The following is a 22,476-nucleotide window of genomic DNA, read 5'->3' as shown; positions in this document are numbered from 1 at the left end:
TGCGGCGTGATGGCTGCAGATCGAGCGGTAGGCGCACGTACCCGCGTTCACGCCCCGTATTTTCGACGGAGAACGACGATCTTTCACCTCATCTTCGCGGCCCCGTGCCTGCTCGTCGTCGCCCGATGGCTCTGGCCGCTGGCCCTGCCGTTCTGGGCCAAGGGCGGTATCGCGGTCCTTCTACTGGTCGCCTCGCAATATCATTTCTGGAGCCGCCTCTCGTCCGGATCGGTGTTCGCACCCGAGTTTCCCCGAACCGTCGTCATCCTGTTCAACTGGGCGTTCGGCGCGATCGTACTGCTCGCCGTCTTGCAGCTTCTGCTCGACCTCGGGACACTGGTGACGATGCTCGTGCGGTGGCAGTCGGTGCACGTCCCGGATGGCGTGCGCTTCGCCATTGCCGGACTGGCAGCGCTGCTTGCGGCGATCGGCGTCGGCAATGCCATCCGCGTGCCGCCGCTCAACGACATCGAGATCGCGATCCGCGACCTGCCGCCGCAGTTCGACGGCTATCGCATCCTGCAACTGACCGACCTGCACATCAGCCGGCTGTTTCCGGAGCGCTGGGCTCGCCAGATGGTCGACCGCGCGAACGGATCGGGAGCCGACCTGATCGTCGTGACGGGGGACTTTATCGACGGCTCCGTCGCGATGCGCCGCCGCGATGTCGAACCGCTGCGGGATCTTCGCGCACCCGACGGTGTCTACGCGATTCCCGGCAACCACGAATATTTCTTCGATTACGCAGCGTGGATGCGCCACCTTGCGGGACTGGGGATCCGCATGCTGCCGAACGCCCACACAGTGCTGACACGCGACGACGCTCGTCTGGTCATCGCCGGTGTCACCGACCTGTCGGCACCCGGCGTGGGCCAGGCCGGACCCGACCTTTCCGCCGCATTGGCAGGGTCCCCCCGCGACGTACCCGTCATATTGCTCGATCATCAGCCCAAGAATGCGCGCCGCGCCGCCGCCCGGGGGATCGCGCTTCAGCTTTCCGGTCACACGCATGGCGGGATGATCGCGGGTCTGGATAAACTGGTCGCCCCAGCCAATGGCGGGTTCGTGTCCGGGCGCTACGAGGTGGCGGGCATGACGCTCTATGTCAGCAACGGCACGGCCCTTTGGCCGGGCTTTGCCCTGCGCCTTGGTCGACCTTCCGAACTGACCCGGATCACCCTGCGCCCCGCCCCATAAGTCGGCCAGGCATGCTCGACCATTTGGTCCAGCGTGTCGCGGAGAGCAGCTGGTCCGGACACAAAACCGGGACCGACGCTTGTGCGTCGATCCCGGCAATCCGACCCGGTTCAGCCCTTCAGCTTGGCCGCGGTCTCGGCGATGCGCTTGCCCTGATAGCGGGCGCCGTCGAGCTCGTCCTTGCTCGGTTGGCGGCTGCCGTCGCCGTCCGACAGCGTCGTCGCGCCGTAAGGCGAGCCGCCCTTGACCGTATCGACGCCCATCTGGGCCTGGAAGCCATAGTCCAGCCCGACGATCGTCAGCCCGTGATGCATCAGGTTGGTGATGATCGAGAACAGCGTCGTTTCCTGGCCGCCATGCTGGCTTGCGGTCGACGTGAACGCGCCGCCGACCTTGCCGATCAACGCGCCGGAGAACCACTGGCCACCGGTCGTGTCCCAGAACTGCGCCATCTGCGCGGGCATCCGGCCGAAGCGCGTCGGCGCGCCGACGATGATCGCATCATACTGCTCGAGCGCGGCGGGACCTTCGATCTCGGCATGCGCGGTGTCGGTCTTGAAATGCGCGGCTTCGATCACCGCCTGCGGCGCGGTCTCGGCGACGCGACGGATATCGACCTCGGCGCCACCGGCGCGCGCGCCCTCTGCAACGGCATCCGCCATCTGCTCGATATGGCCGTAGGACGAGTAATAGAGCACGAGAACCTTGGTCATGGGCATTTCCTTCGAGTTCCCCTCCCGCTTGCGGGAGGGGTTAGGGGAGGGCAGTTCCGGGCGGGGTCGAGGAAGGAAAGCCCCTCCCCCGACCCCTCCCGCAAGCGGGAGGAGCGTTTTACTCCGAGTCTACGAGAACGATCTCGGCATCGTCTTGAGCCGTGATCGTCACCGTCTGGCCGCCCAGCAGCGCCGCTCCGTCGCGCGCGGCGAAGGCTTCGTCGCCGATCGTGATCGCGCCGGTCGCGGGCACCAGATAGACGTGGCGGCCGTCCTCGATCGCATAGTCGACGCTGTCGCCGGCCTTCAGCGTGGCCGCCAACACGCGGGCGTTCGCACGGATCGGCAGTGCATCGCCGTCACCCTCGAACCCGCTGGCAAGCGTCACGAACTGGCCGGAGCGCTCGCCCTTCGGAAACGGCTTGGCACCCCAGCTCGGCGAGCCGCCTTTGCGCGAAGGCTCGATCCAGATCTGGAAGATCGTCGTCGTCTCGGGCTCCAGATTATACTCGGCATGGCGGACGCCGGTGCCTGCGCTCATCACCTGGACGTCGCCCGCCTCGGTGCGGCCCTTGTTGCCGAGCGAGTCCTGGTGCGTGATCGCGCCGCTGCGGACATAGGTGATGATCTCCATGTCCTGATGCGGATGCGGCGGGAAGCCCGAATTCGCGGCGATCTGGTCGTCGTTCCACACCCGGATCGCACCCCAGCCCATCCGCGCGGGATCGTAATAGCTCGCGAACGAGAAATGATGCCGCGCGTTCAGCCAGCCGTGATCGGCATGGCCAAGGCTTTGGAAGGGGCGGCGGTCAACTTTGCTCAGGGTCGTGGTCGTCATGATAGGTCTCCACTGGTTGTCCCCAAGATAGGCGCAGCGATCACGCCGTAAATAGAAACGCTGGAAACCGATCGTTTCGGTGGCTAATGTCCGGTCGAGTTTTAAGGGCGATACCGATATCCGGTTTTTGCGATCCTCCTCCGCCAGGGAGAGGTGGTGCCGAGGGCGACGGAGGGGGGAGGACACGGAACGGACGTGGCCTCTTACCGCCCCTCCGTCTGGCAAGCGCCAGCCACCTCCCCGGCGGGGAGGACTGCGGAAGTTGAATATCTATGCAGCCCAGTTCTGTTGGAGCCCCACCATGCGCCTGCCCGATCTCGAAGCCTGGGCGATCTTCGCCAGCGTCGTCGAGCACCGCTCGTTCAGCGCAGCCGCCGATGCGATCGGGCTCAGCAAGGCTACCGTTTCGAAAGCCATCACGCGGCTGGAGGCGCATCTCGGCCAGTCGCTGTTCCACCGCACCTCGCGGCGCCTCGCGCTGACCGAGGCCGGCAAGCCGCTCGCCGAGCATGCCGCACGGATCCTCGCCGAGGCGCGGCTTGCCGAGGAATCCGCCAACGACGCCGCCAGCGCGCCCACCGGCCGCGTCCGCCTTGCTGCGCCGATGAGCTTCGGTATCACCAACGTCGCGCCGTTGCTCGCCGAATTCCTCGCCGCGCATCCGGGGATCGAGGTCGACCTGCATCTGTCCGATGCGCGCGTCGACATCGTCGCCGAGGGGTTCGACGTCGCGCTGCGGATCGCCGAGCTGCCCGACAGTTCGCTTCGCGCCCGGCGCCTCTGCACGATCCGCGCCCACATCGTCGCCGCGCCGCGGTATCTCGCCACCAACGGTACGCCAACGCACCCCGCGCAACTCGGCGAGCACAAGCTGTTCGGCTATTCCAATGTCGTCGGCCCGTGGCGCTTCCACGGTCCGGGCGGTGCGGAGGTGTCCGTGCGTGCGCGCGGGCAGCTTACCGCCAATAGCGGCGAGGCGATCATTCCCGCGTTGGTCGCCGGTCTGGGCATCGCGCGGCTCCCCGACTTCATCGTCGATGCGCATATCGCCACGGGTGCGCTGGTGACGATTCTGGCCGAATGGGCACCCGCCCCGATCGGCCTCCATTTGCTGACCCCGCCTAGCCCACTCCGCCCCGCCCGCGTCGAAGCGTTGATCGAGTTTCTCGCCAACCGGCTGCGCGATCCGAGCTGAAGACCCGACCAAAACACTCCTCGTTCAAGGGGTTGCGGGCTGCAACCTTGCGTCAGCGGCGTCAGGATGCCATGTGCGGGGTGGATAATGCGCCTGCCCGTGCGGTGGCCGTGTCCCAAAAATTACCCGATATCTTGGGACGAGGACTTTGAGCAGCGGCCGCGCTCAGTCGGTAGTTCGAGCATCGATCCCGTCATACCCGCGTGGCTGAAACCGATAATCCGGTCATGGATTTTCGTTGTCTTCGACCTTGTCGGACAGCGGGCCATGCCGAAATGAAAAGGTATGACCATGCGGCTTGACGCCAACGACGCGGTAAATTCCCCAAATCCCCGCACGCCAGATCCGCATACTCCAGATCTGCGTACTCCAGATCTGCATACTGGCGTGACGCGGCGCAACCTGCTCGGGTCGGCGATCGTCGCCGGGGGTGCCTCGGTTCTGCCGCTCGCGCACGCCGACGCCGCGACGACCGAACGGTCGGTCGACGTCCTGCTGATCGGCGGCGGCATCATGAGCGCTACGCTCGCCGTGCTGCTGCGCGAACTCGAACCGACCTGGACGATCGAGCTGGTCGAACGCCTCGACAAGGTCGCCGATGAAAGCTCCAACGGCTGGAACAACGCCGGTACCGGCCACTCGGCGCTGTGCGAACTGAACTACACGCCCGTGAACAAGGCGGACGGCAAGGTCGAGATCGCGAAAGCGGTCGAGATCAACGAGCAGTTCCAGGTCACGCGCCAGTTCATGAGCCATCAGGTCGATACCGGAATCCTCGGCAATCCGCGCTCGTTCATCAATTCCACGCCGCACATGAATCTGGTCTGGGGCGATGCCAACGTCGCCTTCCTGCAGAAACGCCACGCCGCGCTCCAGGCGAGCCCGTTGTTCTCGGGCATGGAATATACCACCGACCCGAAACAGATCGCCCAGTGGGTGCCGGTGATGATGGAAGGCCGTGCCCCCGGTACGAAGCTTGCCGCGACGCGCTCGCCGCTCGGCACCGATTGCGACTGGGGCGAGGTGACGCGCCAGTATATCACATCGCTGGTCAAGCAGCCGAACTTCACGCTGAGCACCGGCCACGAAGTCCGTGAACTCGAACGCGAGACGGTCGGTGGCAAGAAGGGGCGCTGGCGCGTCACCGCCCGCGACATGAAGACCGACGAGAAACAGATCATCAAGGCGCGCTTCGTGTTCGCAGGCGCTGGCGGTGGCGCGCTGCCTATCCTGCAAAAGTCCGGCATTCCCGAGGCTGACGACTATGCCGGCTTCCCGGTCGGTGGCTCGTTCCTGGTGGCGGACAAGCCGGCGATCACGCATCGCCATCTCGCCAAGGTGTACGGCAAGGCGGCCGTCGGCTCGCCGCCGATGTCGGTGCCGCATCTCGACACGCGCTTCCTGGACGGCAAGCAGGCACTGTTGTTCGGCCCGTTCGCGACCTTCTCGACCAAGTTCCTGAAAGAAGGCTCGTACTTCGACCTTCCAGCGTCGGTCACGCTCGACAATTTCCGGCCGATGATGGCGGTCGGCTGGGACGAGTTCGAACTGGTCGAATATCTGGCGGGGCAGTTGATCATGTCGGACAGCGACCGGATGGATGCGCTGCGGGAATATTTCCCCGGTGCCAAGGACGGTGACTGGCGTCTGTGGCAGGCGGGCCAGCGCGTTCAGATCATCAAGCGCGATCCCGAGAAAGGCGGCGTGCTGCGGCTTGGTACCGAAATCGTCGCGTCGAAGGACGGTTCGATCGCCGCGCTGCTGGGTGCTTCGCCGGGCGCGTCGACCGCGCCGTCGATCATGCTGAACCTGCTGAAGACGGTATTCCCGAACCATCTGGCGACCGCGCAGTGGCAGGCGAAGATCCGCAAGATCGTGCCGACCTATGGCGTGATGCTGAACGAGAACCCGGACGTGCTGGCGAAGCATTGGGCGGCGACTGCAGATACGCTGCAACTCGCGTTGCCGTCGCCGACGGTGAGCGCAGCGGCCCAGCCACGTCCGGCGGCGATGCGCGTCAAACCGGATCGCAGCCCCGATCTGGCGTTGTAGGAGCGGCGCCCTGCGCGGTTGCCGGTGTCTGTTCGTCCCGGGTAGCGAGCGCTGCTCGGGACGAACGAATCGAGTTCGGCGCTTGGCGTCCTTCGCGGCGGCCCGCCCCAAGTTCGCGACAGAAACCGTTAAATTGTAAGAAAATCAGTGGCTCAGCCGGTGTTGCAAGGCGTCCGGTGGCAAGGCTTAGCTCGAAATTAACCTTTTGCCTTCAGATGTTGTGTGGTTAATGAATCGAAGTCGAGCTGCAGACATGGGGTGTCGAGCGGTCTCGCGACAAGGGGACGACGCATGCGGGTGCTGCTGATCGAGGACGAGCCGACCACGGCGAAAGCTATCGAGCTGATGCTGACGACCGAAGGGTTCAACGTCTACATCACCGATCTCGGGGAAGAAGGCCTCGATCTGGGCAAGCTGTATGATTACGACATCATCCTCCTCGATCTGAACCTGCCCGACATGCATGGCTATGACGTGCTCAAGCGGCTCCGGGTCGCGCGGGTGTCGACGCCGGTGCTGATCCTGTCGGGCGTGAACGAGATGGACTCGAAGGTCCGCAGCTTCGGCTTCGGCGCCGACGATTACGTCACCAAGCCGTTCCACCGCGAGGAACTCGTCGCCCGCATCCACGCCGTCGTCCGCCGCTCGAAGGGCCACAGCCAGTCGGTCATCCGCACCGGCAAGCTGGCCGTGAACCTCGACGCGAAGACGGTCGAGGTCGGTGGCAGCCGCGTGCATCTGACCGGCAAGGAATATGCGATGCTGGAGCTGTTGTCGCTCCGCAAGGGCACCACGCTCACCAAGGAAATGTTCCTCAACCATCTCTATGGCGGGATGGACGAGCCCGAACTCAAGATCATCGACGTGTTCATCTGCAAGCTGCGCAAGAAGCTCAGCCTGGCCTGCGATGGCGAGAATTACATCGAGACCGTCTGGGGTCGCGGCTATGTGCTGCGCGAGCCCGACGAAGCGCTCGAAGCCCAGGTCGCGTAACTCCCCTGTATTCGGGAGCGCTTGAGGCCGCGGTACCGGGGGGTGCCGCGGCCTTTCCCGTTTGTGGATCTGATCCTGCCCCGCCAGGGGGAGGTGGCACCGAAGGTGACGGAGGGGGAGGCAAGCGCCCACGCTCGTTCCGTATCCTCCCCCTCCGACTGGCAAGGGCCAGCCACCTCCCCCTTGCGGGGGAGGATTTAGGGTCGGGTCTACTTCTTCTTCCGTCGCAGCCGGCGGAACAGGCCGCGCTTGCTGAGCGTCTCGAACATCTCCTGCGGGCCTTCGGGGTCGAGCACCTCGTTGTCGGCGAGCCATTCCTCGACCGAGGTGAGGTCCGGCACCTCGTAGGGCTGCAACGTCTTGCCCTCGCCGCGCAGCCGTTCGATCGTCTTGATCAGCGACCCCGTCTCCGCGATCAGATCGCTGACGACCGGCGGCTCGACGCCGAGATGCTCCGCGATCAGCCCGTCGCGGATCGCGACGATCCCTTTCGACGTCGCCGCGTCGGTTGCGCGGATCGCCAGGTCGCATTCGGTGTCGAGCCGCAGCGAGCGGTTGTTCACGTTGGACGAACCGAGCCGGAAAACCTCCTCGTCGGCGATCAGGATCTTGGCATGGCAATAGATCGCCTCGCCGCCCGCGGTGAACGGATGGTATATCCGCAACCGGTTATACGTGTCGCGCCGGTGCAGCGCCTCCATCAGCCGCGCACGCGCGGTATCCATCGCGATCGGCTCCAACCAGCCTTGCGCGGTGGTCGGGTTGATGATGACGATCTCGGGGCCGTCGGTTTCGTCGAGACGCCTGGCCACCGCTTCGGCGATCTTGCGCGAGGCGAAATACTGGCTCTCGATATACAGGTGCTTCTTCACGCGCGCGATCTGGCCGAGGAACAGCGCCTCGCTCTCGTACACGGGCTCCTGGTCGGACATCTCAGGCTCGCTGCGTGCGATCGCCACGTCGACATCGCGGAAATCGACCTCGAGCCCCTCGGGCCAGAATGTGCTGCCGGGTTCGCCCGCCGCCATCTTCATGCCGCCAGCCAGATGCCAACGGCGGCGGAACAATTCGCCCAGCGCATGTGCGACAGGGCCTTGCACGGCACTGATGGCGTCGTGCCACGGCTTGTAAGGCTTGCCCGAGGGCTGAATACGGTGCGGTTCGTCGTCGCGGTGCTCACGCGTGTCCCAGCGATCGCCAGTCATGTCGATGCCGCCGCAGAACGCCAGCGCGTCGTCGATGATCACGATCTTCTGGTGATGCGACGCGGCGGTCGGGTGATGCCCGTCGAGCTTGGTGTGGATGCGCTTGTGCTTCATCCACTTCATCATCGTGAACATCGTCGAGCCGCGGAACAGCGACTTGATCGCCCCGGTATCCCAGCGCAGCACGAACACCTCGAGATTCGGCTCGCGCTCGACCAGCCACAGCATGAATTCGCCGAGCTTCTTCGGCTCGCCGGGGCGATCGACGCCGGGTTCGAGCTCGATGCGGGCGTCGAAATCCCAGCCGATCAGCAAGATGCGGCGCTTGGCCCCCATCATCGCGACGCGTGCGGTACGGAAATACTTCTCTGCGTCGACGATCACCGCCATCTGTTCGGCGCGTTCGACACGCCAGCATTCCGTCCCGACCTGCATTCGCGTCCCTTCGTTTGCCCGTCGGCAGTACCCGCGGCCGCGCGATTGGTTGCGGATGCACCCTGTATCGCCGCCCCTAGCGCGCCTATCTAACGCGCTCATGGTTCCTCCTACCCAGCCTCCCGCCCAGCGCAAGGTGATCCATGTCGACATGGATGCCTTCTATGCCTCGGTCGAGCAGCGCGACGATCCCTCGCTCAGGGGCAGGCCGGTGGCGGTCGGCGGGTCGCGCGCCCGGGGTGTGGTGGCCGCCGCGAGCTACGAGGCGCGCGCGTTCGGGGTGCGCAGCGCAATGCCGTCGGTGACCGCAATCCGGCGCTGCCCCGACCTGGTGTTCGTGCCGCCCCGCTTCGACGTGTACCGCGAGGTTTCCGAGCGAATCCGCGCGATCTTCGCCGACTATACCGACCTGATCGAGCCGCTGTCGCTCGACGAAGCCTATCTCGACGTCACCCAGGATATCCGTGGTCTCGGCACCGCGGCAGCGATCGCCGAAGAAATCCGCGCAAGGATCAAGGCGGATACCGGGCTCACCGCGTCCGCCGGGGTCAGCTACAACAAATTCATCGCCAAGCTCGCGTCGGACCAGAACAAGCCCGACGGGATCTGCATCATCACGCCGAAACGCGGCGCGGCGTTCGTGCAATCCTTGCCGGTCAAGCGCTTCCACGGCGTCGGGCCGGTGACCGCACAGAAGATGGAGCGGCTCGGCATCCTCACCGGGGCGGACTTGTTCGCGCAGAGCCTCAATTTCCTCCAGGCGCATTTCGGCAGTTACGCCGAGTATCTCTACAGGGCGGCGCGCGGGATCGACGATCGTCCGGTGCGGGTCAATCGCGCGGCGAAATCGGTCGGGGCGGAGCGCACGTTCGAAACGAACCTGACCACTGCCGAAGACCTGCGTGCAGCCCTGCAACGGGTGGCAGATGCGGCATGGGTCCGGATCGAGCGGCACGGCACGCGCGGGCGGACGATCACGTTGAAGCTGCGCCATGCCGATTTCCGCACGATCACGCGCGCCCGGTCGTCGGTGACGGCGGTGACGGACAAGGCAGCGTTTCTGGAAGCCGGGCTGGCACTGTTGATGGCGCAATTGCCGGTGCCTGACGGGGTACGACTGCTTGGCCTGACGCTGTCGGGAATCATGGGCGACGAGGACGAGGTTCAGCCTAGCTTGCTGTAAAGTTATCGGAACCCACGCTCCGCATGCTTACGAGGCCCGCGCGCGTACTAGGGTCTTGCGATTGCCTAGCTCCCCGCGCGCAACGTCAGAATCGCGACCGCGCCAAGCCCGGGCCCGTTGCTCCCCAACCGCAGCGAGCCCTCCATCGCATTCACCGAGTTCGCACACCAGTGCAGTCCCAGCCCGCCCGACTTGTGCGCGCGCGTCGAAAACCCGCGCTGAAAAAGTGCAGCGGCGACATTGGGGGGGAAGCCTTCACCGTCGTCGTGGATCTGGATTATCACCCGGTCTCCTGCCTTCGCGATCGTCGCCGCGATCGACCCACTGCCCGTACCCCGCGCCTCGATCGATTCGACCGCGTTGCCGAACAGGTTGCCGATCACCTGGCTCAGGATCACGCGGCTCGCCATCACCAGATTTGGCCCCGCCGGAAAGCTGAATGCGATCGACGCACCGGGGGAATAGCGTGCAATCGTCGCATTGCGCGCGATGATGTCGCTGACGTCGCACACCTCCAGCGCCGGACGCTCGTGCGCCGCCCGCTGTTGCTGACCGATGATCTCCAGCACATGCGCCATCGCCGCGCGCCCGACCTCAAGTTCGCGCCGCGTCGCCTGGCGATTGGTCGACTCCGCCTCGATCGCCGCGGCAACGAAGGTGGCGAGTTTCCGGCGGCGTGCCTCGGGCAGGTCGCCGCGCGCGAGCTCGGCGACCGCGCGGTCGATCGACGCGCGGTCGATCGGCGCCGCCTGCGCGATCCCCTGGCTGAGGATCGTGCTGATCGGGTTCAGTGCATTGCGGACATTGTGCATCACCGCGACCGCACTCTCGCTGCGGCCGAGATCGAACGACTGCACCTCGATCTGTTCGCGCAGGTCCTTCAACTGGCGCAGCATCGCATTGAAGCTGCGCCCGAGCGAGCCGATCTCGTCGCGCCGCTCGTCATCCTCGAGCAACGCGAGCGAGCCAGACACGCGGACGCGTTGCATATGGCTCTCGACCCGGTGCAGCGGGCGCAGCACCAGCCGCGCGATCATCCGACGCAAGACGACGAGCACCAGCAGCAACAGGACGGTCGAGCCGGCGACCGCGAGCAGCAGCATGCGCCGCCCGAGCGACGATATGTCGCGCGGAATTCGGAGTTGCGTGGTTGCGACCGCATGGCCGTCTGCACCGATAATCGGCACCGCGACCACCAGCTTCGACCGGGTCGACCTCACCGAATAGCGGTCGCCGATGGTCGCCAGATCGATCCGCGCATCGCGCTTGAGCCGATCGGACATCTGTCCGGAGGTGACGACCCGGGCCAGCACCACATAGCCACGCGCGGCACCGCTGCCATCCGATCGGCGCACCTGCGCCACGCCGATCGCCGCGACGCTGTCCCCCACCCGTGCGTAGAAGCGTCCCGATCTTCGCCCCTGGAGCACCTGCGCGATGTTGGTACGGTCGATGGTCGCGATAAGCTGCGCATCTATGCCAGGCCGGTCCTTGCCGGCCGCCGGATCGCGCCACCGGGCGGTGACGACACGGCCCTCCGGCGTCGCATACGCCATGCCGTCGACGCCGATATCGCTCATCGCACGCGGCGAAAAACTCGCGCGTTTGAACGCCGCGCCGGGCTGCGCGAGATACGAATAGCCATCGTTCCAGTCGCCATAATCGCGCGCCGCGCTTTCGATGTTGGCGGCATAGTCGGACAGTGCCGCGCGCGTGCGCTCGACATGCGCGGCGACCGCCTTGTCCTCCAGCGTCGTGAAGCTCGGGGTGATGATGGCGGCCAGCAGCAGCGTGATTCCGATCGTGGCAACCAGCCCGACCGCGGTCATGATCAGGATCAGCTTGCCGCCGAGCGACGATGGGGTCCGCATCCGTCCGAACTGTCGTCCGAATGGCGGCGTCGTCCGACCCATCCCCGCCGAGGGCATTAGCTGCGCAGCCCGAACGTCTGCCGGATCGTCGGATTGTCGCTGGAAACGTCGTCCTTGCCGCTCAGCGTGCGCCCCTGCGCCATCGCGAGCGCTTGCTCCGCGGCAACCGGTCGCGAGAAATAATATCCCTGGAGGTGACTGGCCCCGGCCAGACGCAGCGCCTGCACCTGCGCCTCGGTCTCGACCCCCTCGGCGATCACTTCCAGACCGAGCGCGCGACCGAGATGGATGATCGAATGGACGATCGCCGCGCTTTCGCGTTCGCGGCCCATGCCGTCGATGAACGACTTGTCGATCTTGAGACAATCGAGCGCGAACTTGCGGATGTTGTACAGGCTCGAATAGCCCGTGCCGAAATCGTCGAGCGCGATCCGGAAGCCCATCTGGCGCAGTTTGTAGAGCGTTTCGGCCGCCCGTTCGGCATCGTCGAAGATCGCGGTCTCGGTGATCTCGATCTGGAGCCGCGCGGGCGCGATGCCGGCACGCTGGACGCTTTCCATGATGTGACCGACGAAATTGTGGCGGCGAAACTGGCGCGGGGAAAAGTTGACCGAGACATATTGGCCGGGCCACTGCTTCAGAACGTCGAGCGCTTCGTGCAATACCCAGTCGCCCAGTTCGTGGATGAGGTTCGATTCCTCCGCGATCGGGATGAACGTCGCCGGGCTCATCAGCCCGTATTCGCTGGTGTTCCAGCGCACCAGCGCCTCGAACCCGATCACCTCGATCGCATCGCGCGAGACGATCGGCTGATAGGCCAGGCTCAACTCGCCCCTGGTGATCGCCTGGCTCAAGCCGCTCTCGACGCGCCGACGAAAGCGGATGCCCTCGTCCATGCTCTCGTCGAACAGCCGGACGATGCCCCGGCCGCCACGCTTGGCGTCGTTGAGCGCGAGATCGGAGCGGCGGATGACGTCGACCGGATCGCTGCCCCCGGTGACAGCCCCGGCGTCAGCCCCGGCGGTTACGACGATGCCGGCCGACGCGCCGCCCTGCACCGAATTGCCGAACACCTGGAGGGTGACCGAGCACGCCGCGATGATCAGTTCGCACGCCATCACCGCCGCCGCCTCGCTCGACGTGTCGAACAGGATGCCAAATTCGTCGCCGCCGAGCCGCGCAACCAGGGCGCCATCGGGGGTCGAGCGGTTGAGGATCGCGCAGATCTCGCGGATCAGCGCATCGCCCGCGAGATGCCCGAGCGTATCGTTCACCAGCTTGAACCGATCGAGATCGATCATGACCGTCGCGAACAGCCCTTCGCTCCGCGTGCGGGCCGCCAGCGCGCGCAGGAAGGCGAGCCGGTTGGGCGCGTCGGTCAGCGAATCATGCATCGCGAGGTGGATCGCGCGGCTTTCGTTCGCGGCCAGTTCGGCGGCCTGCTCCTCGAGCTGCAGTACCTGGGCCGCGAGCAGATCGCGCGCCACGGCCAGTTCGCGATCGTTCTGCCAGCGCTGGGCAAGCGCGGTTGCGGTCTGCAGGATCTCGGCGACCTCGAACGGCTTGGCGATGTAGAAGATCTTGTCCGCGGGGCCGGCGACCTTGTTGATCTCGATCGGCGAGACGTCCGAGAAACCGGTGACGATGACGAGGTTTATCTCGGGATCGAGCGCACGGATCCGCTTTGCGGTCTCACGTCCGTCGATCCCAGGCGGCATCCGCACGTCGATGAACGCGACCGCGAAGGGCGCGCCCTCCGCGAGCGCGCGCTCGACCGCGGCAACCGCGTCGAGCCCCTGACAGCAATATTTAAGCGCGAACCCCGGGGCGGCACCCACGGCGGCGACCGTGGCATCAGAGCCGGGGCCGGGGCCGGTGGTATCCGCAAGATCGTTGCTGCCGAACAGTTCGGCGGCCATCGCTTCCAACGCCTCGTCGCTGCTCGACCGCGGACCGGCGAAGCTGCGCCGATAGCTGTCGTGCATCGCCGGTTCGTCGTCCACGATCAGAATGCGCATCGAAACCGCTCCTCGCTGGGAAAGACCGTCGCCGTCCGGCGATGGCGTATCCTGCCCTCAACTCTCGCTATCGAGCGGTAACCAGATACGGTTAAGACGCCGTAAACGATGTTTCCAACTGGTGACCGAGTGCCTGAGCCCCCAGCACGATCGCCCCGAGCGGCCCGGCATTGTTGCCGAGCGCAGGCGGCACGATGAACGTATCGGTCAGTGCCACCTCCGGCAGCGTGATGTAGCCGCCGAGGCTGCGCGTCATCGCCGCCCGTACGCGCGGAAACAGGTGCGATGCGCCCATCACGCCGCCGCCCATGACGATCCGCCGCGGAATGCCGGTGAGGACGAGCGTATGGCAAAGCTGGCCGAGCGCATCGGCGACGCTGTCCCAGACCGGATGCTCGGCCGGGGATTCGTCGGCGGGATGTCCGATCCGCGCCGCGATCGCAGGGCCGGCGACGAGGCCTTCGACGCAAGCGCCGTGGAACGGGCAGTTGCCGATCCAGTCGTCACCCAGAAACCGTGCGGGGCGGATGTGACCGAGTTCGGAATGCGTCAGCCCGTCGACCGGGCGGTTGTTCGCGATCATGCCCGCGCCGACCCCGGTGCCGACCGTGACATAGGCGATGTCGGGCAGGCCCTTCGCTGCGCCCCAACGCGCTTCGGCCAGCGCCGCACCGACGACGTCGCTGTGGAACCCGGTCGGCACGCCGTAGCGCCGCTGCAACCGCCCGGCGATGTCGGTCCCCGCCCAGCCCGGCTTGGGCGTCGTCGTGATATGACCATAGTCATGCGAGTGGCGATCGATCGACACCGGTCCGAAACTGGCGATACCGATCGCGACGAACCCGCTCCAGCGATCCAGCACCGCTTCGATCGCCGCCAGCGTCTCGTCGGGCCGTGTCGTCGGGATACGCACGGTTTCCTCGATCTGGTCGGGCCCGCGCGCAAGAATGCAAATGCATTTCGTCCCGCCGAGTTCGATCCCTGCGACCAGAGGTGCTTCCGTCATCCTGAACTCCCAACGCGTTGCTGGCGCCCGCTTCCTTCGCTGGGGGCCTCCCGTCAAGAGCAGGTCGGCTGGGACGATCACCGTGAACGATGATTTCGTTCGCTGTCGATCGGCTCGATCATGCGTTATGATTGTCGAGTTCACCCGAACAGACAGGAATTTCGAATGGCGAAGAAACCCGCAAAGCTGGCGAAGACCAACACCAACGTATCGGTCGAAGCACAGCCGCAGTACAAGGTCGAGTATCGCGAGATCCAGCCTTATGGTACGCTCAAGCGTCTGCCGATCGCCCTTGAGGACAATGCACGCGCGCAGAGCGTCGCGACGCTGAACCAGGTTCTCGCGGACACGATGACGATCCGCGACATGTACAAGAAGCATCACTGGCAGATGTCGGGTGCGACGTTCTACCAACTGCATCTGTTGCTCGATAAACATTACGAAGAGCAGGCGGCGCTCGTCGACCTCGTCGCAGAGCGTATCATGGCGCTAGGCGGCATCTCGATCGCGATGGCGCACGACGTCGCCGAGATGACGACGATCCCCCGCCCGCCCAAGGGTCGCGAAGACGTCCCGACCCAGCTCGCCCGTCTGCTCGAAGCGCATGAGATCATCCTGCGTCAGGCCCACGAAGGCGCGCAGGCCGCGGACGAATCGGGTGACGATGGCACCAACGACCTGCTGGTGAGCAACATCGTCCGCACCCACGAGCCGCAGGTGTGGTTCCTGGCGGAGCACCTCGCCTCCACCGAACTGGTGCGCGAAGACAAGTAAGCGTCACGCGCGACGGTCCCTCTCCCCGGCGGGGAGAGGGACATCGTTCAACGGGTCGCGTTGTACTTGAGCTGATCGTCGGTAAGCTGGAAGCCGACCAGCGCTTCGAAGCTGGCGCGCAAGACGGCCTGGCGTACTTCGGGCGTGCTCAGCGGATCGACTGCCGCGTCCTGATCACCGGCCTTCCGCTTGCGCGTGAGCTTTTCGCGAACATCGTCGGGCAGCGTCGCGGCCGAGCGGGCCACCGTAGCTGATGCGTTCGCCGAGGTCGAAGCGAGGGCTTGCCCTGCGTCGAAATGCAGCGCGACGCGGCCGATGCGCTTGGCGACGACGGCGGTGCCGCCGCGTACCACCGTGATGAAATATGGCAGCGTCACGTCGCGCGGGCCTTCGGTGCGGTTGCGGCGGGCGCGGATGTCGAAGGTGACGCTAGTAACGACCTGGTCGGTCGCGTCGGCGCAGGTCGAGCGGACATTGGTCATCAGCGCGGCGACGTCGATCGCCGACTGGTCGCGGCTGGTGGCGGGATTGAACAGCGTGATGTCACCGGTCGCAGCGGGGATTGCCACGGGCGGGCAAACCGAACGGACCGCGGAAATGCCGCCGGTCGCATCGACTTCGCCCTTGCCGGCGCAACCGGTCAGGAGGATCGCACACGCCGAAACGGCTAGGATGGGGGCTTTCACGGCGACGCTTACCTTCTCGAACGAGCGAAAGGGCCACCGCGTGTCGCAAGCGGCCCCTGTCGCAGCGCACCATAGGAACCGGCTATCGTCCAGGCAAGCAATCGCGTAGAGGCTGCCCCATCATGAGCCCAATCGACAAGCCGCCGCTCGAACTGTTGATCGCAGCACCCCGAGGCTTTTGCGCCGGCGTGGACCGCGCCATCCGGATCGTCGAACTGGCGATCGAGAAGCATGGTGCCCCGGTCTATGTCCGCCACGAGATCGTCCACAACAAGTTCGTCGTCGACACGCTGAAGGCGCAGGGCGCGATCTTCGTCGAGGAACTGGACGAGGTGCCGGACGGCGCCCCGGTCGTGTTCTCCGCGCACGGCGTGCCGAAATCGGTGCCGCTCGACGCGCAGAATCGCGGGCTGGAGTATCTCGACGCGACCTGTCCGCTGGTGTCGAAGGTGCATCGCCAGGCCGAGCGGCTGGTCGCGCAGGGCCGCCATATCGTGTTCATCGGCCATGCCGGGCATCCCGAAGTGATCGGCACGTTCGGACAGGTGCCGGAGGGCGCGATGTCGCTGATCGAGACGGTCGAGGACGCCGAGGTGTTCGCGCCCGCCGATCCGTCGAACCTTGCGTTCCTGACGCAGACGACCTTGTCGGTGGACGACACCGCCGCCGTCGTGGCGACGTTGCAGCGCCGCTTTCCGGAAATGCTGCCGCCGCGCGGCGAGGACATCTGCTACGCCACGTCGAACCGCCAGACCGCGGTGAAGGCGATCGCGCATAGCTGCGACGCGATGCTGGTGATCGGTGCGCCAAACTCGTCCAACTCGGTGCGTCTGGTCGAAGTTGCCCAGCGCGAGGGTACGCCGGCGATGCTGATCCAGCGCGCGAGCGAGCTCGACTGGAATTTCCTCGCGGGTATCGGCACGCTGGGGATCACCGCGGGCGCGTCCGCGCCGGAACTGCTGGTGCGCGAACTGGTCGATCGGCTGTCGGAGCGCTTCAGCGTTACCGAGCGCGAGGTCGAGACCAACCGCGAGACGATCGCGTTCAAGCTGCCCCGCGGGCTGGAGGCGGCCGTCTAGCATGGCGGTCTACACGCAGGTGTCGGCGGAGGCGCTGGGCGTGTTCCTCGCCAAGTTCGATCACGGCGAACTGGTGTCGGCCAAGGGCATCGCCGAGGGCGTCGAGAACAGCAATTACCTGGTCGATACGACGACCGGGCGATTCATCCTGACGCTGTACGAAAAGCGCGTGTCGGCGGACGACCTGCCGTTCTTCATGGCGATGCTCGATCACCTCGCGGTCGACGGCAATCCGGTGCCGCGTGCGCTGCCCGATCGCAGCGGGGCGCTGATCCACGAGCTGTGCGGCCGGCCGGCGTGCCTGATCGAGTTCCTGACCGGGGTGTCGGTGTCGCATCCGAGCGAGGCGCAGGCCTATGCGGCGGGTGGCGCCATGGGCGCGATGCATCTCAGCCTTGCCGGCTTCGATGGCGTGCGGCCGAACACGCTGGGCCCCGATGGCTGGCGCGCGTTGCTGGCGAAATGCGGCCGCGATCTCGATGCGATCGAGCCTGGGCTGTTCGATACGGTGAGCGCGGCGGCGGACGCGGTCGTCGGGGCCTGGCCCGTCGACCTGCCGCGCAGCGTCATTCACGCGGACCTGTTTCCCGACAACGTGCTGATGCTCGGCGACCGGGTGACCGGGCTCATCGACTTCTATTTCGCCTGCACCGATATCCGCGCGTACGACCTGGCGATCCTGCACAGCGCCTGGGCGTTCGATGCGCAGGGTGAAGGGTATGACGCGGCGGTCGGCAAGGCGCTGGTCGCGGGGTATGTCGATCGGCATCCGCTGTCGTCGGCCGAGCGTGCCGCATTGCCCATCCTGGCGCAGGGGGCGTGCCTTCGCTTCCTGGCGACGCGCGCCTGGGATTGGCTCAACACGCCGGCGGATGCGCTGGTGACGCGGAAGGATCCAATGGCCTATTGGCGGCGGTTCGAAGCGTATCGCAAGGACGACCTGTTTGCATGACTGACGACGTAGCTGCCCCGACCATGACCAAGGTCGAGATCTTCACCGACGGCGCATGCAAGGGGAATCCGGGGCCAGGCGGCTGGGGTGCGGTGATCCGCATGGGCGCGCACGAGAAGGAATTGTCCGGCGGCGAGACCCCCACGACCAACAACCGGATGGAGATGACCGCGGCGATCGAGGCGCTCAACGTGCTGACGCGGCCGTGCGCCGTGACGCTGTACACGGACAGCAAATACGTGATGGACGGCCTGACCAAGTGGGTGAAGGGCTGGCAACGCAACGGCTGGAAGACCGCCGACAAGAAGCCGGTGAAGAACGCGGAACTCTGGCACGCGCTGCTGGCCGCGGTCGCGCGGCACAAGATCGAGTGGCAATGGGTCAAGGGCCATGCCGGGCACCCGGAGAACGAGCGGGCGGACAAGCTGGCGAGCGATGCCGCGGTGGCGGCCGGGCGGCGCTGAGTCCGGGCGCAGCCGATCGACACGCACGGTTTCGGCTTCGCTCCGATCCTCGCCCGCTAGGGGGAGGTGGCAGGCTCTCGCCTGACGGAGGGGGAGGAAAGGTAAACGCCGGCTCCGTGTCCGCCCCCTCCGTCGCCTTCGCCCCCCTCCCCCTGGCGGGGGAGGGTTATGGGGGTCACGCTCCTACTATGTCGCCGAACTGCGTGTCCGACCGCACCGTTTCCCGCCACGACGGGTCGCGGTTCATCGTCAGGTTGATGATGACGATGCCGGCATGCGGCGGTCGGACCGGCCGCGGCAGGCGGATCACGCGGCGGCTGGAGCGATAGGCGGCGAGCGTCGTCGCCTTGGCCCGGCGGGCGGCGTCGGTGGCGTGCCAGCCGACCACCGCCAGCGCGACCTGCGCCGCATCGCCGACCGCGATCGCGGATTGCTGTCCGCGTTCCCGCATCCTGGCCCAGGACTGCTGCAACCATGACGGCTGGTCGAACGCGGACACGTCCGCCGAACGCCACGCCACGCGCAACCCTTCGGGAACGCCGGTCCAGCTATCGGCCGCCGACCCGACCACCGATGGCGCGGAGCGGATCAGGTCGTGCCGGCAGCGCTTGCAGCGGCTGAACAGGAACCCCTGATTTTCCAGGACGAGCGGCGCGGCGACGTGCCCCGAGGCGTGACAGAGCAGGTTCATGATGATCCTCCTTGATGGTGGGAGATTCGCGATTGAGCGAATCGAGATGCAGCGCGGCCAGCACGATCAGGTCCCCCGGCCCCTGTTCAAGCACCTGATCGAGGTTCCAGACTTCGAAATGACGGCCCATGCCGACCAGCAGCGCGCGCTGGCGCACACCCCGCCGCGACCGCATCCACGATGCGATGCGCAGTCGCCCCTTACCGTCCATCTGTGCGGGCGCGACGAAGCCAAGCCGCCGCCGCAGCAGCGTATCGCGCGTCCCGGTCTCCCATGCCCGCTCGCCGCCGAGCTCCGCCAGCGCACAATGCTGGTCGGCCACGCTGCGGCGATCGTAGACCAGCATGCAGGGATCATCGGCGTGAAGACCGATGAACAGATCCTCGCGCGCCTGTCGTGCCTGTATCGTAATGCAGAAATGCTCGGGAAGGATCAGTTCGCCACGCGCGCTGATCGTCGAAACCGCACTTCCCACGAAGAGTTCGTCCATGATCGTTACACCCTCAACAACGACGAGGTGTCGACATCACAGTTCTTCCGGGCACCCTACCCGCAAGCCGTGGAATTACGCTGCCGACACGCAGTTGATGGCGCGTTAACCAAGCAAATAAACTAACATTTCTCTAGTTTTCAGGACTAAGTCATTCCCGTTGGTTTTTCGGAGAACAAATCCGGAATTTCTCCAGCATGTAATGTGATTCATGCAGCATATTGGTAGGCGAATTTTGCGGAATCCGGGCACGCGCCGGTTACGGATTCGACGCGATAGGGCCCCGATACGGCCGGCAGGCGCCCTGTTTAGCGCAGGACGCCCGCACGACTCGGGCGATTTCGTCAGGTTTCGTCGACTGGGGCGGCAGGGCCGTTCTTGATGATCGACTCGATCGCGTTCCTCGCGCCGGCCTTGTTCGAATAGCCCTCGGTCCAGAACATCGTTTCGCTGTTGTACTTGAACTTGGCGACATACTCGCCGGCCTTGTTCTGCTCGATCACGAACTTGTGTGCCATATCGACTAATCCTCGGTGAAAGGAGGTCGCAGGCTATCGTAGAACCGATGGGGTGAATAGCGCGCCGGATCGATCGCCGCGACCGCCGGATCGGGGGGCGTGCCGAGCACGAGGCTGGCAGCAAGCAACGCTGCGGCGGGGGCGGTCTGGATGCCGAAACCGCCCTGCCCCGCGCACCAGAAGAAGCCGGACACGTCGCGATCGAAGCCATAGATCGGCAGGCGATCGGGCGCGAAGGTGCGCAAGCCTGCCCAGCTTCGCTCAACCGCGGCGACGCGCCAGTCGACGACATGCTCGAACCGGTCGACTGCGATGGCGATGTCGATCTCCTCGGGTGCGGCGTCGCAGGGGTCGGTCGGGGTTTCGTCGTGCGGGCTGAGCCAGAGGCGGCCGCCGGGCTCGGGCTTGAAATAGAAGCGCCCGGCGATGTCGGCGATGTGCGGCAGGCCCTCGGGTGCGCCGGGGTCGGTACGAAGCTGCACCATCGTCCGGCGATAGGCGGTCAGGCCGAGCGGACGAACGCCCGCGCGCACCGCGACGGCGTCGGCCCAGGCACCGGCGGCGTTGACGAGCGTGCGGGCCTGGAAAACGCCGGCCTTCGTATCGATCGTCCAGACACCGGCGGTGCGCCGCGCGCTGCCGAACGCGGCATTGGTGACCACGTCCGCACCGGCGCGACGTGCGGTGGCGATGCTCCCGGCGTGGAGCGCGGCGACGTCGATATAGGCGCAGCTCGCCTCCTGGATGCCGAGCGTCCATTCCGGGCGAAGGCCGGGCACGAACGCGGTCGGATCGACTCGGTCGAGGACGACGTCGCTGCCGGCGAACTCGGCAAGGAACGCCTCCATGGCGGCCGCGTCTTCTGCACGGCCGATGTGGAGCGAACCGAGCGGCGCGAGATGCCCGCCGGCCTCGAGGAACGGACCGGAGGCGGTGGTGAGCGGCTGGATATCGGGGCCGCCATAGGTTTCCGACCAGAACGCGGCCGAGCGGCCGGTAGCGTGATAGCCGGGCGTGTCCTCCGCTTCGAGCACGAGCACGCTGGCGCGCGATCCGATCGCGGCGGCAAGGCTGGCGCCGGCCATGCCCGCGCCGACGATCGCGATATCGTAGACCGGCGTCACGGGCGTGCGGGCACGACGGCCGCCAGGAACGAATCGATCGCAGCGAGCGCACGGTCGCGCACGCCGTCCGCCTCGCGCAGGATCTCGTGCGCCGATTCGGAGCCGAACCGGACGATCTGCGCATCGCGCAGGCGCGCGCCGAGCCGCAACGCCGCGCGCGGGTCGACCAGCTTGTCCGCGTCGGCGATCAGCATCAGCACCGGCGTCTCGATCGTCTCGACCCGAGGATCCGATACGAGTGCGGCGGCACCGGCGAATCCGTGCGCGAGCCAGGTCCAGCTTGGCGGTCCCAGCACCAGTTCGGGATGCTGGTCCTGCCACCAGCGTTCGTCGGCATAGCGATCGCCGTCATGCGTCAGCAGCGATCGGCGCGATGCGACCGAGCCGGGTCGCTCGTTACCGCGCCATGCCGCGCGCATCGGATTCCCACGCGCCGCGATCCAGCGCGCGATGCGGGCGGCGATGGTGGCACCGATCGGCGATTTCAGCCCGATCATCGGCGCGACGAGGATCGCCGCGTCGGGATCGATCGACCGGGCCGCGAGCGCACGGACCACCATCATGCCGCCCATCGAGTGCCCCAGCACGATTCGTGGGCCCGTGCCCTCCGCACTCCAGTCCGCCCAGAACGCCGCGAAATCCGCGTCGTAGACGCCATAGTCGCCGACATGGCCGACATGCGGGTCCGGCGACAACCGCCCCGAGCCGCCCTGCCCGCGCCAGTCGAATGCCGTGACCGACCAGCCCTGTCCCCGGAGGTGTGCGAACGTCTCCAGATACTTCTCGAAGACGTCGCCACGGCCGGTCTGGAACAGCAATCGGCCGCGCGGGTTCGCTGCGGGCCAGTCGAAGCGACGCAGTTTCCAGCCGTCGGGTGCGACCCAGTGACCGACCTGCGCATCGGCGGGGATCGCGCGGCGGATGAGGTCGCGGGGGGCGGGGTCAAATGCAGGCCCGGTCGGGACGGTTACTTTTTCGAAAGCCATCTCCGT

General features: G+C 66.2%; 21 protein-coding genes. 10 read left to right on the top strand and 11 right to left on the bottom strand.

The annotated features are described in order from the left end of the window. Positions 1 to 9: 9 nt before the first annotated feature. On the top strand, positions 10 to 1,197 hold the full coding sequence (locus EQZ23_RS15945) for a metallophosphoesterase (protein ID WP_128455380.1): 1,188 nt from the start codon (positions 10 to 12) through the stop codon (positions 1,195 to 1,197). A 110-nt stretch (positions 1,198 to 1,307) separates the two neighbouring features. On the opposite strand, the gene wrbA is transcribed toward EQZ23_RS15945, so the two are convergent. Both wrbA and EQZ23_RS15935 read right to left on the bottom strand, forming a co-directional pair. Next, positions 1,308 to 1,910: an NAD(P)H:quinone oxidoreductase gene (gene wrbA, locus EQZ23_RS15940; RefSeq protein ID WP_128455379.1), complete on the bottom strand. Its 603-nt coding sequence runs from the start codon at positions 1,908 to 1,910 to the stop codon at positions 1,308 to 1,310. Positions 1,911 to 2,028: 118 nt separating this feature from the next. Next, complete coding sequence (locus EQZ23_RS15935; protein WP_128455378.1) at positions 2,029 to 2,748, bottom strand: pirin family protein; 720 nt, start codon at positions 2,746 to 2,748, stop codon at positions 2,029 to 2,031. Positions 2,749 to 3,049: 301 nt separating this feature from the next. On the opposite strand from EQZ23_RS15935, the gene EQZ23_RS15930 reads away from it, so the two are divergent. The 3 genes from EQZ23_RS15930 (at position 3,050) to EQZ23_RS15920 (ending at position 6,988) form a co-directional block, all read left to right on the top strand. Continuing rightward, positions 3,050 to 3,943: a LysR family transcriptional regulator gene (locus tag EQZ23_RS15930; RefSeq protein ID WP_128455377.1), complete on the top strand. Its 894-nt coding sequence runs from the start codon at positions 3,050 to 3,052 to the stop codon at positions 3,941 to 3,943. Between the two features lie 387 nt (positions 3,944 to 4,330). Then, positions 4,331 to 5,995, top strand: a complete 1,665-nt coding sequence (gene mqo / locus EQZ23_RS15925) for a malate dehydrogenase (quinone) (protein WP_240663614.1) — start codon at positions 4,331 to 4,333, stop codon at positions 5,993 to 5,995. Between the two features lie 291 nt (positions 5,996 to 6,286). Then, positions 6,287 to 6,988, top strand: coding sequence for a response regulator transcription factor (locus tag EQZ23_RS15920; RefSeq protein WP_128455376.1), 702 nt, complete (start codon positions 6,287 to 6,289; stop codon positions 6,986 to 6,988). Positions 6,989 to 7,197: 209 nt separating this feature from the next. Here EQZ23_RS15920 and EQZ23_RS15915 read toward each other — a convergent pair whose 3' ends face one another. Beyond that, complete coding sequence (locus EQZ23_RS15915) at positions 7,198 to 8,628, bottom strand: phospholipase D-like domain-containing protein (RefSeq protein ID WP_128455375.1); 1,431 nt, start codon at positions 8,626 to 8,628, stop codon at positions 7,198 to 7,200. 100 nt (positions 8,629 to 8,728) lie between these two features. Here EQZ23_RS15915 and dinB point away from each other — a divergent pair, with 100 nt between their 5' ends. Further along, positions 8,729 to 9,811: a DNA polymerase IV gene (gene dinB, locus EQZ23_RS15910; protein ID WP_128455374.1), complete on the top strand. Its 1,083-nt coding sequence runs from the start codon at positions 8,729 to 8,731 to the stop codon at positions 9,809 to 9,811. 65 nt (positions 9,812 to 9,876) lie between these two features. Here the strand turns inward: dinB and EQZ23_RS15905 are convergent, their stop codons facing one another. The 3 genes from EQZ23_RS15905 to EQZ23_RS15895 all read right to left on the bottom strand — a co-directional run bounded on the left by EQZ23_RS15905 (position 9,877) and on the right by EQZ23_RS15895 (position 14,706). Continuing rightward, on the bottom strand, positions 9,877 to 11,682 hold the full coding sequence (locus EQZ23_RS15905) for a CHASE4 domain-containing protein (protein WP_128455373.1): 1,806 nt from the start codon (positions 11,680 to 11,682) through the stop codon (positions 9,877 to 9,879). Positions 11,683 to 11,738: 56 nt separating this feature from the next. Next, entirely contained in the window at positions 11,739 to 13,700 is a 1,962-nt protein-coding gene (locus EQZ23_RS15900) for an EAL domain-containing protein (protein ID WP_128455372.1), read from the bottom strand. Positions 13,701 to 13,791: 91 nt separating this feature from the next. Beyond that, a complete protein-coding gene (locus EQZ23_RS15895; protein WP_128455371.1) occupies positions 13,792 to 14,706 on the bottom strand; it encodes an ROK family protein in 915 nt (304 codons plus the stop codon). A 165-nt stretch (positions 14,707 to 14,871) separates the two neighbouring features. Here EQZ23_RS15895 and EQZ23_RS15890 point away from each other — a divergent pair, with 165 nt between their 5' ends. Further along, on the top strand, positions 14,872 to 15,480 hold the full coding sequence (locus EQZ23_RS15890; protein ID WP_128455370.1) for a DNA starvation/stationary phase protection protein: 609 nt from the start codon (positions 14,872 to 14,874) through the stop codon (positions 15,478 to 15,480). A 47-nt stretch (positions 15,481 to 15,527) separates the two neighbouring features. Here EQZ23_RS15890 and EQZ23_RS15885 read toward each other — a convergent pair whose 3' ends face one another. Further along, on the bottom strand, positions 15,528 to 16,166 hold the full coding sequence (locus EQZ23_RS15885; RefSeq protein WP_240663613.1) for a hypothetical protein: 639 nt from the start codon (positions 16,164 to 16,166) through the stop codon (positions 15,528 to 15,530). 122 nt (positions 16,167 to 16,288) lie between these two features. On the opposite strand from EQZ23_RS15885, the gene ispH reads away from it, so the two are divergent. Genes ispH through rnhA form a run of 3 tightly spaced genes read left to right on the top strand, consistent with a single transcriptional unit; the run spans position 16,289 to position 18,661 of the window. Further along, complete coding sequence (ispH, locus tag EQZ23_RS15880) at positions 16,289 to 17,245, top strand: 4-hydroxy-3-methylbut-2-enyl diphosphate reductase (protein WP_128455369.1); 957 nt, start codon at positions 16,289 to 16,291, stop codon at positions 17,243 to 17,245. Between the two features lies 1 nt (position 17,246). Next, positions 17,247 to 18,197: a homoserine kinase gene (gene thrB, locus EQZ23_RS15875; RefSeq protein ID WP_128455368.1), complete on the top strand. Its 951-nt coding sequence runs from the start codon at positions 17,247 to 17,249 to the stop codon at positions 18,195 to 18,197. Then, positions 18,194 to 18,661, top strand: a complete 468-nt coding sequence (gene rnhA / locus EQZ23_RS15870) for a ribonuclease HI (protein ID WP_128455367.1) — start codon at positions 18,194 to 18,196, stop codon at positions 18,659 to 18,661. The genes thrB and rnhA overlap by 4 nt, the downstream gene beginning before the upstream one ends. Before the next feature lie 175 nt (positions 18,662 to 18,836). Here rnhA and EQZ23_RS15865 read toward each other — a convergent pair whose 3' ends face one another. Beyond that, positions 18,837 to 19,352, bottom strand: a complete 516-nt coding sequence (locus EQZ23_RS15865; protein ID WP_128455366.1) for a hypothetical protein — start codon at positions 19,350 to 19,352, stop codon at positions 18,837 to 18,839. On the opposite strand from EQZ23_RS15865, the gene EQZ23_RS15860 reads away from it, so the two are divergent. Then, positions 19,351 to 19,968, top strand: coding sequence for a hypothetical protein (locus tag EQZ23_RS15860; protein ID WP_128455365.1), 618 nt, complete (start codon positions 19,351 to 19,353; stop codon positions 19,966 to 19,968). The genes EQZ23_RS15865 and EQZ23_RS15860 overlap by 2 nt on opposite strands. Positions 19,969 to 20,186: 218 nt before the next feature. On the opposite strand, the gene EQZ23_RS15855 is transcribed toward EQZ23_RS15860, so the two are convergent. Genes EQZ23_RS15855 through EQZ23_RS15845 form a run of 3 tightly spaced genes read right to left on the bottom strand, consistent with a single transcriptional unit; the run spans position 20,187 to position 22,470 of the window. Next, positions 20,187 to 20,360: a DUF1508 domain-containing protein gene (locus EQZ23_RS15855; protein WP_128455364.1), complete on the bottom strand. Its 174-nt coding sequence runs from the start codon at positions 20,358 to 20,360 to the stop codon at positions 20,187 to 20,189. A 5-nt stretch (positions 20,361 to 20,365) separates the two neighbouring features. Beyond that, a complete protein-coding gene (locus EQZ23_RS15850; protein ID WP_276318480.1) occupies positions 20,366 to 21,484 on the bottom strand; it encodes an FAD-binding oxidoreductase in 1,119 nt (372 codons plus the stop codon). After that, positions 21,481 to 22,470: an alpha/beta hydrolase gene (locus tag EQZ23_RS15845; RefSeq protein ID WP_128455363.1), complete on the bottom strand. Its 990-nt coding sequence runs from the start codon at positions 22,468 to 22,470 to the stop codon at positions 21,481 to 21,483. Before EQZ23_RS15845 ends, EQZ23_RS15850 begins: the two co-directional genes overlap by 4 nt. Between the last annotated feature and the right edge of the window lie 6 nt (positions 22,471 to 22,476).

The sequence above is a fragment of the Sphingomonas sp. UV9 genome (assembly GCF_004101245.1).
GTDB lineage: Bacteria > Pseudomonadota > Alphaproteobacteria > Sphingomonadales > Sphingomonadaceae > Sphingomonas.
The sequence above is the reverse complement of the archived record's forward strand: the minus strand, read 5'-3'. Positions and strand labels throughout refer to the sequence as shown.